At 45.2% G+C, this 18041-nt stretch carries 12 protein-coding genes (1 of these 12 running past the window's edge); 10 read left to right on the forward strand and 2 right to left on the reverse strand.

Annotation, left to right across the window (positions count from 1 at the left end; translation table 11 throughout):
• Positions 1-4555, reverse strand: partial view of a tandem-95 repeat protein gene (locus AC6I8Y_RS08090; RefSeq protein ID WP_498021385.1) — the start only. The gene continues 24695 nt to the left of window position 1, outside the view; 4555 of the gene's 29250 nt are visible here — the first part of the coding sequence; its start codon is at positions 4553-4555; the stop codon falls past the left edge of the window.
• Between the two features lie 323 nt (positions 4556-4878).
• Between AC6I8Y_RS08090 and AC6I8Y_RS08095 the strand changes: the two genes are divergently transcribed.
• From AC6I8Y_RS08095 to AC6I8Y_RS08115, 5 genes are read left to right on the forward strand one after another with little or no spacing between them, the layout of a single operon-like run.
• Positions 4879-6225, forward strand: coding sequence for an HlyD family type I secretion periplasmic adaptor subunit (locus AC6I8Y_RS08095; protein ID WP_394154076.1), 1347 nt, complete (start codon positions 4879-4881; stop codon positions 6223-6225).
• Between the two features lie 3 nt (positions 6226-6228).
• A complete protein-coding gene (locus AC6I8Y_RS08100; protein WP_498021386.1) occupies positions 6229-8463 on the forward strand; it encodes an ATP-binding response regulator in 2235 nt (744 codons plus the stop codon).
• Positions 8438-9820 carry a TolC family protein gene (locus AC6I8Y_RS08105; RefSeq protein WP_394154080.1) on the forward strand — a complete coding sequence of 461 codons (1383 nt, stop codon included), beginning with the start codon at positions 8438-8440 and terminating at the stop codon, positions 9818-9820. The genes AC6I8Y_RS08100 and AC6I8Y_RS08105 overlap by 26 nt, the downstream gene beginning before the upstream one ends.
• 17 nt (positions 9821-9837) lie before the next feature.
• Positions 9838-11466, forward strand: a complete 1629-nt coding sequence (locus AC6I8Y_RS08110; protein WP_394154082.1) for an ABC transporter transmembrane domain-containing protein — start codon at positions 9838-9840, stop codon at positions 11464-11466.
• Positions 11463-13607, forward strand: coding sequence for an ATP-binding cassette domain-containing protein (locus AC6I8Y_RS08115; RefSeq protein WP_234496018.1), 2145 nt, complete (start codon positions 11463-11465; stop codon positions 13605-13607). Before AC6I8Y_RS08110 ends, AC6I8Y_RS08115 begins: the two co-directional genes overlap by 4 nt.
• Positions 13608-13633: 26 nt before the next feature.
• On the opposite strand, the gene AC6I8Y_RS08120 is transcribed toward AC6I8Y_RS08115, so the two are convergent.
• On the reverse strand, positions 13634-13990 hold the full coding sequence (locus AC6I8Y_RS08120) for a hypothetical protein (RefSeq protein WP_394154084.1): 357 nt from the start codon (positions 13988-13990) through the stop codon (positions 13634-13636).
• A gap of 259 nt (positions 13991-14249) precedes the next feature.
• Between AC6I8Y_RS08120 and ccoN the strand changes: the two genes are divergently transcribed.
• From ccoN to AC6I8Y_RS08145, 5 genes are all read left to right on the forward strand, one after another.
• Positions 14250-15677 (forward strand): cytochrome-c oxidase, cbb3-type subunit I, encoded by a 1428-nt coding sequence (gene ccoN, locus AC6I8Y_RS08125; RefSeq protein WP_042473011.1) that lies wholly within the window; start codon positions 14250-14252, stop codon positions 15675-15677.
• 11 nt (positions 15678-15688) lie between these two features.
• Entirely contained in the window at positions 15689-16309 is a 621-nt protein-coding gene (gene ccoO, locus AC6I8Y_RS08130; protein ID WP_006074497.1) for a cytochrome-c oxidase, cbb3-type subunit II, read from the forward strand.
• Between the two features lie 10 nt (positions 16310-16319).
• Positions 16320-16496 carry a cbb3-type cytochrome oxidase subunit 3 gene (locus tag AC6I8Y_RS08135; RefSeq protein ID WP_128648508.1) on the forward strand — a complete coding sequence of 59 codons (177 nt, stop codon included), beginning with the start codon at positions 16320-16322 and terminating at the stop codon, positions 16494-16496.
• Positions 16496-17470, forward strand: coding sequence for a cytochrome-c oxidase, cbb3-type subunit III (ccoP, locus tag AC6I8Y_RS08140; RefSeq protein WP_128648507.1), 975 nt, complete (start codon positions 16496-16498; stop codon positions 17468-17470). The genes AC6I8Y_RS08135 and ccoP overlap by 1 nt, the downstream gene beginning before the upstream one ends.
• 90 nt (positions 17471-17560) lie before the next feature.
• On the forward strand, positions 17561-18040 hold the full coding sequence (locus AC6I8Y_RS08145; RefSeq protein WP_252014470.1) for a FixH family protein: 480 nt from the start codon (positions 17561-17563) through the stop codon (positions 18038-18040).
• Position 18041: the final 1 nt, after the last annotated feature.

The following is an 18041-nucleotide window of genomic DNA, read 5'->3' on the forward strand; positions in this document are numbered from 1 at the left end:
TGTAAGTACCATCACCATTGTCAGTAAAGATACCGTCGGTGCCTGAGTAAGAGACATCGTCAATGGCAACCTCACCTTCAACGTCTGAGCTGTTAGCAAGAAGCTGTTCGTCAGAGATAGTGATAATGCCATCTTCATCGACTGAGTACGTGGTTGAGCCTGCAACTGGAATGTCGTTGACCGACTCAACCGTCACATCAATATTGGCTTCTGTGGTGGTTGTACCGTCGCTCACAGAGAAGCTTAAATCGACTTCTCCATTAAAGTTTTCGTTTGGCGCAAAGGTATACGTGCCGTCACCATTGTCGGTGAACACACCTTCTGTACCTGAGTAGCTCACGTCGGCAACAGACAGGTCGTCGCCATCAATATCTGATGCGCCAGCGAGAAGCTGTTCGTCAGTAAAGGTTAGTGAGCCATCTTCTTGGATGGTGTAACCGACATCTTCCACGGCTGCTGCGTCATTCACTGGGTTTACAGTGAGGTCAGCATTAGCCACGATGGTGTCAGTGCCATCAGAGATGTCGAAGCTGAGGTCAATGTCACCATTGAAGTCCGCATCTGGTGTGATGGTGAATGAGCCGTCTTCGTTGGCAGTGACTGTGGCGTTATCACCCGCGCTTAGGTTAGCTGCTGTTAGATCATCTCCGTCCACATCACTCGCTTGAGACAGAAGTTGCTCTTGAGTCAGAGTAATCGAACCATCTTCGTCGACTGAGTAAGCTAAATCACCTGAGACTGGAGCATCGTTGACTGCAATAACGTCAATGCCTGCAGTGGTGCCTGCCGTTGCACCGTCTTCGTCAACAACCGTCACATCAAGCGATACATTGCCGTTGAAGTTTTCATTTGGTGCGAAGCTGTAAGTACCATCGCCGTTATCAGTGAAGATACCGTCTGTACCTGAGTAAGACACATCATCAACAGCGACTTCACCTTCTACATCCGAGCTGTTCGCTAGAAGTTGCTCGTCAGAGATGGTAATAATACCGTCTTCATTCACTGAGTAAGTAGTAGAACCCGCAACAGGAATGTCGTTAACCGACTCAACCGTCACATCAATGTTAGCTTCTGTGGTGGTTGTACCGTCACTTACTGAGAAGCTCAAGTCCACTTCACCGTTGAAGTTCTCGTTTGGCGCGAAGGTATACGTGCCATCACCGTTGTCGGTGAACACACCTTCTGTACCTGAGTAGCTGACATTCGCTACCGATAGGTCGTCGCCATCAATATCTGACGCGCCTGCAAGAAGCTGTTCATCAGTAAAGGTTAACGAACCGTCTTCTTGGATGGTGTAACCCACATCTTCCACAACCGCGGCATCATTGACTGGATTTACAGTCAGGTCTGCGTTGGCCACGATGGTGTCGGTGCCATCAGAGATGTCGAAGCTGAGCTCAATGTCGCCATTGAAGTCAGCATCCGGTGTTATGGTGAATGAACCATCTTCGTTTGCTGTTACCGTAGCGTTGTCACCCGCGCTTAGGTTAGCCGCAGTGAGATCATCGCCGTCCACATCACTTGCTTGCGATAGCAATTGCTCTTGAGTCAGAGTAATCGACCCATCTTCGTCAACTGAGTAAGCTAGGTCACCAGAGACTGGTGCGTCGTTCACTGCGATGACGTCAATACCCGCAGTGGTATCCGCTGTTGCACCGTCTTCATCAACAACAGTCACATCAAGCGATACGTTACCGTTGAAGTTTTCGTTTGGAGCGAAGCTGTAGGTACCATCACCATTATCAGTGAAGATACCGTCCGTGCCTGAGTAAGACACATCATCTACCGTAACTTCACCTTCCACATCAGAGCTATTCGCTAGAAGCTGCTCGTCGGAGATAGTGATGATGCCGTCTTCATCGACTGAGTATGTGGTAGAACCTGCCACTGGGATATCGTTGACCGACTCTACAGTCACATCAATGCTGGCTTCCGTTGTGATGGTACCATCACTTACTGAGAAGCTTAGGTCGACGTCACCATTGAAGTTCTCATTTGGTGCGAAGGTATAGGTGCCATCACCGTTATCAGTGAACACCCCTTCCGTGCCTGAGTAGCTCACGTCAGCGACTGACAGGTCATCCCCGTCAATGTCAGAGGCGCCAGCAAGAAGCTGCTCATCAGTGAAGGTCAATGAGCCATCTTCCTGGATGGTGTAACCCACATCTTCGACGACTGCTGCGTCATTCACTGGGTTAACAGTGAGGTCAGCATTAGCCACGATGGTGTCGGTGCCATCAGAGATATCGAAGCTGAGGTCAATGTCACCATTGAAGTCCGCGTCAGGCGTAATAGTGAATGAACCATTTTCGTTAGCAGTGACTGTGGCGTTATCACCCGCGCTTAGGTTAGCTGCTGTTAGATCATCTCCGTCCACATCACTCGCTTGAGACAGAAGTTGCTCTTGAGTCAGAGTAATCGAACCATCTTCGTCGACTGAGTAAGCTAAATCACCTGAGACTGGAGCATCGTTGACTGCAATAACGTCAATGCCTGCAGTGGTGCCTGCCGTTGCACCGTCTTCGTCAACAACCGTCACATCAAGCGATACATTGCCGTTGAAGTTTTCATTTGGTGCGAAGCTGTAAGTACCATCGCCGTTATCAGTGAAGATACCGTCTGTACCTGAGTAAGACACATCATCAACAGCGACTTCACCTTCTACATCCGAGCTGTTCGCTAGAAGTTGCTCGTCAGAGATGGTAATAATACCGTCTTCATTCACTGAGTAAGTAGTAGAACCCGCAACAGGAATGTCGTTAACCGACTCAACCGTCACATCAATGTTAGCTTCTGTGGTGGTTGTACCGTCACTTACTGAGAAGCTCAAGTCCACTTCACCGTTGAAGTTCTCGTTTGGCGCGAAGGTATACGTGCCATCACCGTTGTCGGTGAACACACCTTCTGTACCTGAGTAGCTGACATTCGCTACCGATAGGTCGTCGCCATCAATATCTGACGCGCCTGCAAGAAGCTGCTCATCAGTAAAGGTCAACGAACCATCTTCTTGAATGGTGTAACCCACATCTTCGACAACCGCGGCGTCATTCACTGGATTAACAGTCAGGTCAGCATTCGCGACAATGGTGTCGGTGCCATCAGAGATGTCGAAGCTGAGGTCAATGTCACCATTGAAGTCTGCATCCGGTGTGATGGTGAATGAGCCGTCTTCGTTAGCCGTAACCGTTGCGTTATCACCTGCGCTTAGGTTAGCTGCAGTGAGATCATCGCCATCTACATCAGTGGCTTGTGATAGCAATTGCTCTTGAGACAGTGTAATCGACCCATCTTCGTCAACTGAGTAAGCCAGGCCACCAGAGACTGGTGCGTCGTTCACTGCGATGACATCAATACCCGCAGTGGTATCCGCTGTTGCACCGTCTTCATCAACAACAGTCACATCAAGCGATACGTTACCGTTGAAGTTTTCGTTTGGAGCGAAGCTGTAGGTACCGTCACCATTATCAGTGAAGATACCATCCGTGCCTGAGTAAGATACATCGCTAACACTCACCTCGCCTTCGACGTCACTTGAGTTAGCAAGCAATTGGTCGTCAGAAATGGTGATGATGCCATCTTCGTTTACTGAGTAAGTGGTTGAACCCGCTACAGGAATGTCGTTAACTTCTTCGACCGTAACATCAATATTTGCTTCTGTTGTCGAAGTACCATCGCTCACGGAAAAACTGATGTCGACTTCGCCATTGAAGTTCTCGTTTGGTGAAAATGTGTAGGTGCCATCGCCATTGTCGGTAAATACACCATCTGTGCCTGAGTAGCTGACATCCGCGACAGATAGATCATCCCCGTCGATGTCAGAAGCACCTGCGAGAAGCTGCTCGTCAGTAAAGGTTAATGAGCCATCTTCTTGGATCGTATAAGCAACGTCTTCGACTTCTGCATCATCATTGACGTCTTCTACTTGAATTTCGAAGGTTTGAGAAACTGTTTCTGAGTCGAAATCATCATCTTGACGTTCTTGAGCTAGGTTTGCTTGCTCGGCATCATCTAAGACATTGACTTCAAAAGTTTCGCTATCTGTTTGAGTGTCGAATCCATCATCTGCTCCGCCACCAGCAGCAGGAGACGCGGCAGCTGCTTGCGGTGCGGATCCTGCCTGTTGTGTTTGTCCCTCTGCATCAGCGCCACCATCAGACCCCTCAGATTGTTGCCCGCCAACGCTTTGTGCTCCGGCTCCAGAGGCCGCTCCGCCGCCAGCTCCAGAATCAGCACCTACTCCGGAGTCTGCCATTTGGCTATCGACAACACCTGATTGAGCTCCCTCGGAAGAAGCTGCTTCACTATCTACTGGCTGTGCTGACTGAGCTCCCCCGGTGGCATCGGGATCGTCTGATGACCCTGCTCCGCTCGGGTTATCTTCCATGGCCTGATTCGCATCGTCGGCAGCGTCCGCTGCATCTGCCCCTGTCGCGATAGTTGTTGCAATAGTGTTTTGTTGGTTTTGTTGAGCCTGCTGCTGCTCTGTTCCATCATTACCCGTCTCGACCTGTTCGACTGCATCATTGAGAGGGTTGTTTTCGTTATTGTCAGCCATGTTGCCTCCATTGCCACGCGAGCTTATAAATCAGACACTTTCATGTTAGGCAGTAAAGGAGATGAGAAACAAAAGACAAGAATTTCTGAGGTAAAAATTAGAGAAAAGTTTAGACGTTGATCACGAACCTCATATTTAAGCTTCTTTAAGGCTTTTGGGATGGCCCTACAAACTACAGATAAACAAGGAAATTTTTTTGAAAAGTGACCATTTATATACTTAGCTATTGATGAACGATATTTGTACACAAAACTAATCTAACCAACTGATCCAGCGTATATTCTAGTAGGAAAGTTTAGTTTTCTATCAGCGGGGGGGCGATCGTGAGTAAAAGTAACATCGAGCATCACATTAAGAACGCGCTGATAAAAAACAGCGAAAAGTCTGAGTCAGATTACGTTGAAGCTGTTGAAATCAAAAGTGCAATGACGACGGTGCATAAGACCTTACTGCTCACATTCGTCATTGTTCTAGTGCTACTTATCATCGCATCTCAGGCTAGGATCGACATCGTCGTTTCTTCGCGAGGGGAACTGCTTCTTGAGTCCGATATTGAGAAGGTGCAACACCTTGAGGGTGGGATCTTAGATTCTATGCTCGTTAAACCAGGAGATATTGTTTATGAAGGTCAGCCTATTGCTCGACTCAGAGCTATCGAGCGCAACTCTCAGTTAACGACTGCCAACACAGAAATAGCCCAACTTGAGATGGATCGTTTACGGTATCAGCATCTTATATCGCAAACAGAGCCTGATTTTAGTGAGTACAGTAATTTTCCTGATTTGGTGCGTGTAAACCAAACTACGTGGAGACATGAAAATGATAAGAACGTATCTGCTGAAGTATTGATTCAGCATGACATTGAGCACAAAGAGACGTTAATCGCGTCGATGAAAAAGCGGCGTGTAAGCTCTCTTAATCAATTGAAGCTCATCAGAAAGCAGCTAGAAATCAAAGAAACGCTCTACAAAGAAGAAATGGCGTCATATGTTGATGTGCTGAATATGAAAGTACAGGAATCTAATATGGTTCGTGAGATTGAGAACTTAGATGAGTCTTTAATGAATGAAGACTTTCAACTCGCTCGACTAAGTAAGCAACTCACTGACCTTATCGTCAATCGAAACTCCGAGTACCAGTCTCAGATCATTCAGGCGAACAAAGACCTAGAAATTAAAAGAATCCAACAACCTCAGCACTCTGACAAAGTTGATCGTTTGATCGTTTATTCTCCAGTGGATGGCGTTGTAGATAAGGTGCATTTTAACTTTCGCTCAGCGGTAGTCCCTCCTGGTGAGAGTATCGCTGATATCGCCCCACTCAATAATCGCCTGCATGGTGAAGCGAAAATACCTAGAAAGGAAATGGGGTTTGTTGAAGTAGGACAAGAGGTGAAGCTGAAGTTTGATACCTACAACTTTGCTAAGTATGGCTTTATGCCAGGTACGATTACTTCGATTAGTCGATCGTCTTATGAGGAAGAGGAAACAGAATACTATCTCGCAAAAATAACCATTGAGCATGACTTCTTAGAGCGTTCAGGAACAAAATATAGCCTATCGCCCTTTATGGAGTTTACGGCCGACATTAAAACCGGCGATCGGCGAGTCATTGAATATGCGGCTAAGCCAGTGATGTCAGCCATTGAGGATGCATTCGATGAGCGGTGATGCATGAAGAAGCCATATAAAGTTTATACTTTCCCAATCATTAAACTCGGCATAGTATTCTTACTATGCCTTTCTGCCATTGGGGCTTGGTTCTCTTTTCAATATTTGACCGCCTCGAACAACGAATCCATTTTTTCAACTCCTCTCATTCGTCAGACCGAACAGCTTAATTTGCAGCTAGAGCGTACTATTTTGATACTAGATTCTTGCCTTGATACTCAGCAATGTGAAGAGGTACGCGCAAACCTAAATGATGTCCTGTTAGAGCTGAATTCATTCAAAGCGATAGCAGCGCTAGATAAAAAGCAAGTGAGCCTTGTGGGCGCTGTTGAGTATAGTAATTTGCAAGTGGCGATTAATCGTTTCTTCTCTAAATTGGATGTTGGTGAGCTCGAGTATAGACAACTAAAGCAAGCTCTAAATACGAATTATGTGGAAATCCGTAACCGATTCGATGATCTATTTTTTGTGGAACATCAACACGTTCTAGACACAATGAAAACGTCGGTCAACGTGATCATCGCTATTTTCCCTCTGCTCTCTGTTATCGCGATCTCAGTCGTCCTTGGCGGGTGGAATCGACTCAAGAAGACGATGCGAGCCCGTAAGTCTGTGAATGACAGTTTTGAGTCGTTAGCCGACAGGCTTGACGAGTTAGACTCCCCTAGAATTGACCAAATACTTAATACCACCGATATCGACCCTGTCGAAAGAAGCATTTATTCGAAACTGCGTGTTTTGCATGAGAAAGTAGACAAACAGCAACAAGATGCCGACCTAAATCAGCAGCTTTACGGTCTCATCGGTTATGAGATTCGCGGCATTACCAATACCATCAAAGGCGGTATTCATTACCTAGTGCAAGATGCAGATGAGAATACAGCAGTGCTTGCGCAAGATATCACTTCTGCTGCCAATACGCTTTCTGAGTTAGCTGAGAACTACAATAGATTGCTGTCTCAGGGGCGTGACAAGAGCAGTAGCGCTTTCTCCTTTCTTGATGTTGTGTCTGAGTTAACGATTCATGTTAAATCTAAACTGCAGCGCGAGGACCTCTCTTTGGAATGTGCCTTTATTGGCAGTATCCCAAACTTAGTTCTTGGTCACCAAACGAGTCTGTTTTGGATGTTGTTCCTAAAACTCTCAAATGCGATTCAAGTTCAAAGTGGGCGCAACGTTCTTTTGAAAATCGAGACGGGAAATTCTGAAGATGTTGATAAATCTAGAGTTACGTTGTCACTATTCTTTCTGACTACCACTAATGTAAAAATGATAAAGGTTGACTCGCTTCATTGGACAGAGCGTGCGGATTCTGTGGGGAGCAATGATGAGTGGACCAAGTCTATTCTTGGAAATGTCGGTCACTTTACTTCCAGATGGTTTGAATCTGGTAAACAGCGTCTGTTTCAAGTTGATATTGATTTAGAGGCGCAGAGCTACTACGCCCCTAATTCAAGTACATTAGAGGGGAAACACTTGGTGATTTGTAGTTCCGGTGCCCTATCGCTCGATATTCTTTCTACGACCTTAACCAAGGCTGGTGCGACATTTGAAATCAGTGAAGATCCGAATGACTTATTCAGACTCAATCCGAAAGAAAGCAAAGTCGACGGGATTATTATCACCGATGCAATCGAAGGTATTCAAATAGCGCCATTCAGCAAAACACTGAGCTCTCGCCTCAAATCGACTAGCACCAAACTGTTTTTGCTATCGAGTACCTCTGAGCTCGCCCAGAGCACACATGAGTTTGTCGACAAGGTCTTCTTTAGTCCAATCCTGCCTCATGAATTTATCCCTAACCTTCGTGAAGCCCTTGAAGCAGAGTCCGTGGAGGAGACCTTAGAGAACAGCTCATTCTTGATCGTTGAGGATGACAAGGTTCAACAGTTCTTGCTGAAACGTATCTTGATGAAGCAAGAGTACAACGCGGACACGGTCGGCGATGGCTCAGAAGCGGTCGAATGGGTTAAAAGCCAGCGTGCCGATATCATCTTTATGGACTGTATCATGCCCGGCATGGGAGGCATTCAAGCTACCAAGCTTATACGTGAACATGAAAAAGAAACCGATGTATCAACGCCTTCTACCATTATTGGTGCGACTGCATTAACCAGTGTGGCAGAACACAAGGCGTGTATTGAAGCAGGTATGGATTACGTTATTAGTAAGCCATATAAAAGTGATGAAATATTGAAGGTGATCAAGAAGTATGTGGCCTATCAGAAGATTAGTTAATGTCGCTCTGGTTAGTCTCTTACCCTTTAATGGATATGCGCTAACCCTTTTAGAGGCTGTTCAGATTGGCCTCAATAATAATGTGTCTCTTATCGCTAGTCGAAAAGGCGTTGAAGAGAACGAGTACAACATTGATGTTAGTCGTTCGAAGTTTCTTCCTACAATCTCTGCGAACGCGACAAGCACCTGGAGTGGGAATCGTACTGTATTGAGTGGCACTGATGACACTACGAATAGCTATAACGATCACGGCTATAGTGTCTCGCTTAGTCAAAGTCTGTTCAACCTAGCCGACATCTATAAATACGGTACAGCGAAGCTAGACTTTAATATCGAAGAGATAAAAAACGAGGCAAAAACGCAAGAAATCATCCAAGAGATCGCCATTCAGTACTTTGAGTTTTTAAAAAACGGTGCCCAAACTCGTGCTACCAAAGCAGAGCTAGACTCCTCTCTTGCAAGACTCAAACAAATGCAACGAAACGTTGAGTTAGGAAATGTAGCAGCGAGTGAGTTGTATGAAGTGGTTGCACAAAAGGAAGGGATTGCTAACCGACTTCGAACTCTCGGCAAAGATAAAGATGTGATATTGAATACGCTAGAGCTATTAACTCAGTATCCTGTCATCCCAACACAAGATCTGCAGCGCAGTCTATTGTTGGCAGAAATTACGCTCGATAAGCGAGATGACCTGCTCACTCAAGCAATGCAATACAACAACGACATCATTGTGTCAGAAAAAACGCTGGAGCGTAGTTTCAGAACCTTAAAAGAAACAGGTTCTAATTTCGCCCCTAGCGTAGCAGCCAATGCCAGTTACCGACATGATGATACCAACAACTTCGATCCGATCACTACACCAGGTGCAACGGGTATCAGTGATTCTAAATCACTCGGTTTGACACTTACTGTGCCGATTACAACGGGCGGTTCGGATTACTATGCCTATAAAAAGAACGAAAAGACGATAGAGCGGAATGAGTTACTTCTGTTAGATACCAGAAATACCGTTAAGAACGATCTAGAAACGTCTGTTCTTAACATTAACGACTTTTCTCAATCCATCTTCACCTTCGAAAATATTATTCGCGCTAATTATTCTTCCTACAATGGGATCAAGAGAGCTTACGAATTAGGGACTCGCACCCTAACCGACCTTCTAGCAGCGGAGAGTAAGCTATTTAATGCCATAAGGGATTATGAGAGTGCAAAGTATGACTATGTTATTGAGTCGATACGGTTGGACAAGACCGTTGGGAATCTATCTCCATTAAGTATTGAGAAAATCATGGATCTTATGGTCAACGCCTCGACAATTCGTGAGAGCGACGTAATACCCGAGCACCTAAAGAACTGATTTAGGAAACGACTAGCATGAGCAATGAACACTTCAAACAGAGAATTACCGCAGCCGATACCTTGTATCTAACGTTTTCGACGATAATGTCGACACTGTTTGCATTAGTGTTGCCTTTCTCAATATTGATTATTTTCGACCGAGTGCTTCCCAATCAAGCCAAGGACACCCTATCCCTGCTATTCGCGATAATACTCGTAGCGATATTTCTTGATTATTTGCTCAAAAAACAAGAGGAAGTGATTACCTCAACGTTAATGAAAGACTTTGAAAGTGATTTAACGAATCGAGTCTTTAAATCTGTCTGTTTAGCCGAAATTAGCAAGTTTAATCGTTTAGAGCCAGGTCAGTATCTTGAGCGTATTTCAACGATTCCTGAGATAAAAAGCTTCTTTGGTGGCGAAACTGTTCGAGCTGCTATCAATGCGGTTGTCAGTATTATCACAATCGTCATTATTGGACTCATTAATTTCGGGGCCGGTTTAACTCTTATAGTGGCATCTCTTGTGCTCTACTACGCTGCACGTCGAATCTCAGACAAAAAGATACAGACTTTGGAAGAAAAGTCAGAAATAGAAGGACTCACCAACTCAAAGATCATTGAGATTGTCTCTAGCCCATTGGACAACAAAAGTCGCACCATGGAATACCGCCTCGAAAGCCTGATGACAGAAATGGTTCGGGTTCGAGAAAAGAAAAACATCGAGTATGAAAACTTAGAGTCTGAGTTCAACCTAGTGCTCGCGCTTATTCAACAGCTTTCTATAGCCTGTGTCGTCGTCCTACTCGCGGTTTCCGTGATAAACCTTGAGGCAAGTCAAGGTGTGATGGCCGCCATCATTATGCTGACTAACCGATATTTCGCTCCCTATCAGCAAGTAATGAGAACCATAGGTCGTTGGAAACTCAACAAACTACACATAGAGAATGTCACTGAGCTGTTAGAGCTAGAGTACAAACAGCAAAGAGATGTGAACACCCCTACTGAGTCGGATTCTAAGCTCATTCCTATTCAAGGCGTTGGAGATAATATTGAGGTCAAGCTTGCCTCTGGGCAGCGGATGCTGTTCGAGTTGGGAAAACCAACGGTCATTAAAGGTAACTCTGGAACAGGCAAGAGTCATATTACTCGGTGCCTGACGCGTGATATTGTTTGCGACTCTTCGCAAATATTGGTGAGTGGCAGACCACTGGAAAGCCTTCACTATCACCTATGGCGAGAGGCAGTGCATCGTGTCGATTCACACAGCACATTTGTTGAGGGAACCATCATAGATAACCTCACTTGTTTTCGACCTATCCTAAATAGCGCAGCGTTCACCTTGTGTAAAAACCTCGGTATCAAGAGTGAAATTGATGCATTGACCGACGGTTTCTATACCCAGTTAACGGGTCATAAGAATGCCCCAGTCTCTCGTCAGGTTCAGTACGCTTTACTCATTGTCCGCGCCATGCTGAGCCAAAAGCAAGTCTTGATTCTTGATGATATCGACACCGTGTTCGACTCTGCATTCGGAGAGCGAGTGATATCAAGTCTGGTACCGAAAGCGAATCAGCAATTTCTTCTGATTGTCAGTAATAAACTAGACAGTAAGAAGTACGGTCTCAAATCGATTCGTCTGACCAACGAGATGGTGGCTGCATGAGTATACTTGTCGACTTTAACAACATCTCTGAGCGTTTACATGATTTTGAGTCTGCTCAATTTCAGGAACGATACAGTCATTCCCCTCTATTAAGAGGTTTGGCCTACACCCTGATCGCGATGGAATGGGAAGGCACGCCCGAGCTGTTATCTGATGCGTTTATACCAGGAGAGAAGGATGTAGAGGGCTTTGAGTCGACACTAACTAGATTGGGTTACCAATGCAGGACCACAAAGCAAGATAAAGCGACGTTGGAGGATATCGGCTCCCTTCATCTGCCTTGCTTTATAGAGCTAGATAAACTTGAAGCTGTGTTGATGTCTGTTGAAAATGGTCAAGGCACCCTTTTCGATTATAAAAACAATAATAGTGTGACCATCCCTTTGGAGGGAAAAGCGTTCTCTACAACGGTGATCTCTGAGTACTCAAAACTGTTCCGTGAACCACCGCCGGAGTCTCAAGATAAGTCGAACTGGATAAAGTACGCTTTCTATCGCTATAACGATGAGTTTAAGAGTCTTGTCTTTCTCTCCTTGGTGATCAATATATTTGGTGCGTTGCAGCCCTTCTTTATCATGAGCGTATACAATTTCGCTCTAGCGTCTAGCTCTGAGCCAACGCTTTATTGGCTAACTTTATTTGCTGTGTTTCTCGGCTTTGCTGAATATGCGGTTAAAAAGGTACGGATGAATATCCTTGCCACTTCAGGACAAGACTTAGCAGTACACATATCACGTAACGTCATATCTAAACTATTGTGGCTTCCCTACTCTATGACTTCCTCTGCCGGCGTATCGTCCCAGTTAGCGCGTCTTAAGGATATAGACCAGTTCCGAAAATTGGTCACAGCAGAGGCAACATTAAGTTACTTTGATATGCCGTTTATCGTCATATTCATATTGGCCGTGACGATCCTATCAGGTTATGCCGCGCTAACAGTGCTTGCGGGCATATTGTTAATGATCGTGTTCTGTATCTATTCACGTTACATCTACTCTCAAGCAACCGCGAATAGTTCTCGAGCCAATGCGATGGTCTCTTATCAGTGGAATGAGTTACTAAGAGGCATCAATACAATTCAAGGTCTTCCGCTTCTGAGAGTTATCCAGTCGCGCTTTAACGCGTCGCACGAGCAAAGCTCAAATGACGCCGCTCACGTCGCGATGACCAACAGTAAGATTCAAGCTATTGGTGGCGGGCTTATTCAAGCAATCGGTACCGCCTCTATCGTGACTGCCGTTATCACAGTGATGGATGGGAATTCAGATGCTGGTGCTATGCTGGCGACTGTCATACTGGTTTGGAAGGCGCTAGGACCTATCATGGGTATATACAACTCAATCACCAAGTTCCAAACAATTAAATCATCTGCAGCGCAGATTAATGCGTTGATGTCATTAAACGACGACAAGACTTCTCTTGAGAAAAGCCCACCGATTCGCAAATTTTATGGTGAGGTGGTTGGCAGCGGGATTACCCATCGTTATCAAGGTGCCCAGACAGGTTTGACGAATCTTGGTTTCAAGCTTGCGCCTGGCAGCAAAACCGCCATCTCGGGTCCTGCCGGTAGCGGAAAAACCACCTTACTTATGGTTATCGCTGGATTAGAAGAGCGTTATCAAGGTGCTGTCTACATCGATGGCTACAACATCAAGCAGTTCAACAACTTTCGATATCGAAAAGCCATCAACTTCATACCATTTGATATGCATTTGTTCGAGGGGTCAATTCGCTCTAACTATGTTCTGCATAACGGCGTCGTCTCTACTGACCAGATGCTCTACACCTTTAAGTTATTAGAACTTCATAAATGGTTCCCAGATGGACTAGATAGCAACCTCAATACCGAAGTACTAAAGAATATGCCGAGCGGCGTTATTCAGCGTCTGAGAATTGCGATAGGACTAGGAGATATGTCTCAGAACTTGTTCATTATCGATGAGCCTTTTGTCGGTGTAGAGAATGAACATGCGAGCTATCTGAATAGGCTATTTAGTGGTGCACTCAAGGACAAGACGGTGGTTTATACCACAATGGATCCGGCGTTGATCACAAGCTCTACTCATTGTCTGCTACTTGAACCCGATGGTAACCAAAAATACTTTGGCCTCCCAGACAAAGTTATGGCTACCATGGGCTAAAAATTGCAGTAGATATCCAACTAAGGTTACTGATATTGAACTAGAACGGATTCGCCATTTCTGTCGGTAACTTTGATCTCTGCTGGAAGATTTACCCCATGAATTGTCGATTCTTTAGACGATTCATTTAACACAGTCTCAATATTTTGGACGTCAATTGTTAAATCTTTTGATTTTGTGACGCTTAGCACTTTTGAATCACCTTGATACAAAAATGTGATGGTTTTTTCCCCAACACTTACCGCGCAAGGCTCATTTGCCTCACAGTTGACTACTTTCCCATCAGAGTGGGTCATGGTGCGGTAGCTAAATGCTGTAATTAACACCGTCATCATGACGATTATTTGTACAAGCCTTGCTTTTGTTAGCTTCTGAGTTGCCATTGTTACGAGTTCTCCGTGTAACAAACTTCAAAGTTTTGAAATAAATGGTCAAAAACCCAACCAAGGGTAAGGTTACTACCCTGTTCTTGATTTGTTAATTGAAGTATTATTGTCGCTTGAAAATGCTACTTTTTGTTAAATCCGGCAAGAGAAGTAACGTTTTGATTAAGCGTTAGTTCTTTTGATGGGTTGGGTAGCATTACGACATGTGTCGTGTTGGAAGTAAAGTGTAGTTAATTAGAAAATTGGAAGCATGTTAATGAGCCAAGAAAAGCAGCTTGAACAAGTCTACAACTATACCGTCGTACGCCAGTTCACATTAGTGACGATTCTCTGGGGTATTGTTGGTATGGCAGTAGGTGTTTTGATTGCCGCTCAATTAGTTTGGCCACAGCTCAACTTTGATACGCCGTGGTTGACGTACAGTCGTTTACGTCCTTTGCATACTAATGCGGTAATCTTTGCGTTTGGTACCAGTGCTCTGTTTGCAACGTCTTATTATGTTGTGCAGCGTACCTGTCAAACGAGATTATTTGGAGGCCCTCTTGTCGCATTCACCTTTTGGGGATGGCAAGCAATTATTTTAGCCGCTGCAATTACTCTGCCGTTAGGTTTTACCTCTGGTAAAGAGTATGCAGAATTAGAATGGCCAATCGATATCGCTATTGCAGTGGTATGGGTGTCTTACGCTATTGTGTTCTTCGGAACGCTCATCAAGCGTAAAACGTCACATATCTATGTAGCGAACTGGTTCTTTGGTGCGTTCATCATCACCGTCGCTGTTCTTCACATTGTGAACAGCATGGCAATTCCTGTATCGATGGGTAAATCTTACTCCGTCTATTCAGGGGCTGTCGACGCGATGGTTCAATGGTGGTACGGCCATAACGCGGTAGGTTTCCTTCTTACAGCCGGTTTCTTGGGTATGATGTACTACTTCGTACCGAAGCAAGCTGAACGTCCTGTTTACTCTTACCGTCTATCGATCGTTCACTTCTGGGCGCTTGTCTCTCTGTATATCTGGGCTGGTCCTCACCACCTACACTATACAGCTCTACCAGACTGGACTCAGTCTCTAGGCATGGTGATGTCTTTGGTTCTATTCGCGCCTTCTTGGGGTGGTATGATCAACGGTATCATGACATTGTCTGGTGCTTGGCATAAGCTGCGTTACGACCCAATTCTTCGTTTCTTGATCGTTTCTCTATCGTTCTACGGTATGTCAACGTTTGAAGGTCCGATGATGTCTATTAAGACAGTTAACGCACTATCTCACTACACAGACTGGACAATCGGTCACGTGCACTCGGGTGCTCTAGGTTGGGTTGCGATGGTATCTATCGGTTCGGTTTACCACCTAGTACCTCGTCTATTCGGTCAAGAACGTATGTACTCTGTAGGCCTTATTAACACCCACTTCTGGCTAGCAACTATCGGTACCGTTCTGTACATCGTTGCGATGTGGATTTCTGGTGTAATGCAAGGTCTGATGTGGCGTGCGGTTAACTCGGACGGTACGCTAACTTACAGCTTCGTTGAGTCTGTACAAGCGTCTTACCCGTTCTACTTCGTTCGTTTCGTTGGTGGTTTCATCTTCTTGGCGGGTATGTTCTTAATGGCATACAACACGTATAAGACAGTGACAGCAACCAAAGGTAGCTTGAAAGCTATCCCTCAACCGGCTTAAGGAGATTAAAGATGAGCTCAAACTCTAACAATCGCCATGAAGTCGTTGAACGTAACGTTGGCTTACTGGCTATTTTAATCGTATTCGCAATCAGCTTGGGTGCACTTGTTGAAATCACACCGTTGATTTTCCAAAAGCAAACCACTGAACCTGTGAAAAACCTACGTGCGTACAGTGCACTAGAAATGGAAGGCCGCGATATTTACATTCGTGAAGGTTGTAACGTATGTCACAGCCAAATGATTCGTCCTTTCCGTTCAGAAACTGAGCGTTACGGTCACTACTCTGTCGCCGGTGAAAGCGTTTGGGAACACCCATTCCTATGGGGTTCTAAGCGTACTGGTCCAGACCTCGCCCGTGTTGGTGGACGTTACTCTGATGAATGGCATCGTGTTCACCTGATCGATCCTCGTGAATTGGTTCCTGAATCAAACATGCCAGGTTTCCCTTGGCTAGAGGAAAACGTACTGGATGGCAAATTGACACAGAAGAAACTTGAGATCTTCCGTAACCAGTTTGGCGTTCCATACACGGATGAGCAAATCGCAAACGCATCTAAAGACGTAGAAGGTAAGACAGAGATGGACGCCATCATTGCTTATCTTCAATCTTTAGGCCATGCGATGAAATAAGGAGGGGCTTATGGATATCGGTACTATTCACAGTATTTGGACCATAGTTTTGTTCGTTAGCTTTTTTGGTGTTGTGTGGTGGGCCTTTGGCAAAAGCCGCAAAGCACGATTTGAGGAAGATGCAAACTTAGTTTTTGCAGATGAGCAAAAGGAACCTACCTCCGAAGAAAAAGGAGTGACTAAGTAATGACTACATTCTGGAGTCTATGGATTATTGTCATCACAGTCGGTACGTTGCTTGGTTGTGCAGCCATCCTGTATTGGTGTGTTCGCGACAAAATGGGTGTCGAAGAAGGTGAAGATATGGGGCACGAGTACGATGGTATTCGTGAACTGAACAACCCACTACCTAAGTGGTGGACTTATTTGTTCGTTGGTACATTTATCTTCGCAGCCATATACCTTGCAATGTACCCAGGACTGGGCAACTATAAAGGCTTACTAGGTTGGCAAAGTTCTGACCAAACAGTACGCTCAATTGAAGAGTCAAAAGCCTCAATCGCCGCTGCGCAGCAAAACAAAACGCTTGTCCAGTATGCGAAAGAGCTTGATGATGCAGAAGCGTACTTTGGCGAAGCATTTAACCGTCTAGCGAAGACATCGGATGGAGCACTGCGCCCTATCCCTGAAATTGCAGCTGACAGTGAAGCAATTAAAGTAGGTCAACGTTTGTTCTTACAAAACTGTTCACAATGTCACGGTTCTGATGCTCGTGGTCAAACTGGCTTCCCTAACCTAACGGATGACGCTTGGTTATACGGCGGTGAGCCTGAAGCTATCGTCACTACGGTTATGCAAGGTCGCATTGGTCAGATGCCTGCGTGGAAAGAAGCGCTAGGTGAAGATGGTGTTCGTGAAGTAGTTAGCTACACACTAAGCCTATCTGGTCGTAAAGTGAACGCGCGTGAAGCAGAAGCGGGTAAAGCACGCTTTGTCGTTTGTGCTGCGTGTCACGGTACTGATGGTAAGGGTAACCCTGCTGTTGGTGCGCCTGACCTTACTGACCAAGTTTGGTTGTTTGGTGATTCACGTGCCGCCGTTACAGAGACTGTAATGAACGGTCGTTCTGGTGTAATGCCAGCATGGAAAGACATTTTAGGTGAAGAAAAAGTACAGCTAGTATCAGCGTACGTTTGGAGCCTAAGTAATTCCGACAAATAAGTAACATTTCAATAACAGCCCCTTGTAAGGGGCTGTCTTTTCTAGAAAAATTATAATTTCTTTCTTAGTCAGTTGTTGAGAACTTTTTTTATGATAAAGCCTTGGTATAAACAATTTTGGCCGTGGTTCCTGATCGCGTTGCCACTAGTCGTTGTGATTGCTACCTTCTACAGAATTTCCCTGTTGCTGGACAACAAAGTTAACCTTGTTGCTGAGGATTATTATAAAAAAGGTAAGGGAATTAACGTCGACCTAACCAAGATTAATGTCGCTAAAGAAATGGGGTTAAATGCGACCGTTTCATCCTCTGGCGACACGATTCTTATTACCCTTCAAAAAGGTCAGCTGCCCCACTTTCCAGCCCTAACTGCTACCTTTACACACCGCACATTACCAGATAGAGACTTCGAAAAACTGCTTACTGCCGATGCTCGAGGTACGTATCGTCTTGTGCTTGATCATGAAGTGCAAGGGCCATGGTTTGTAGAGCTCCAGCCTCATGATCAAGCATGGATGGTGCAAGGACGAGTCACTTTCCCAACTGAAACCGATGTAGTGTTGTTAGATTAGA

The sequence above is a fragment of the Vibrio sp. KUL78 genome (assembly GCF_059725505.1).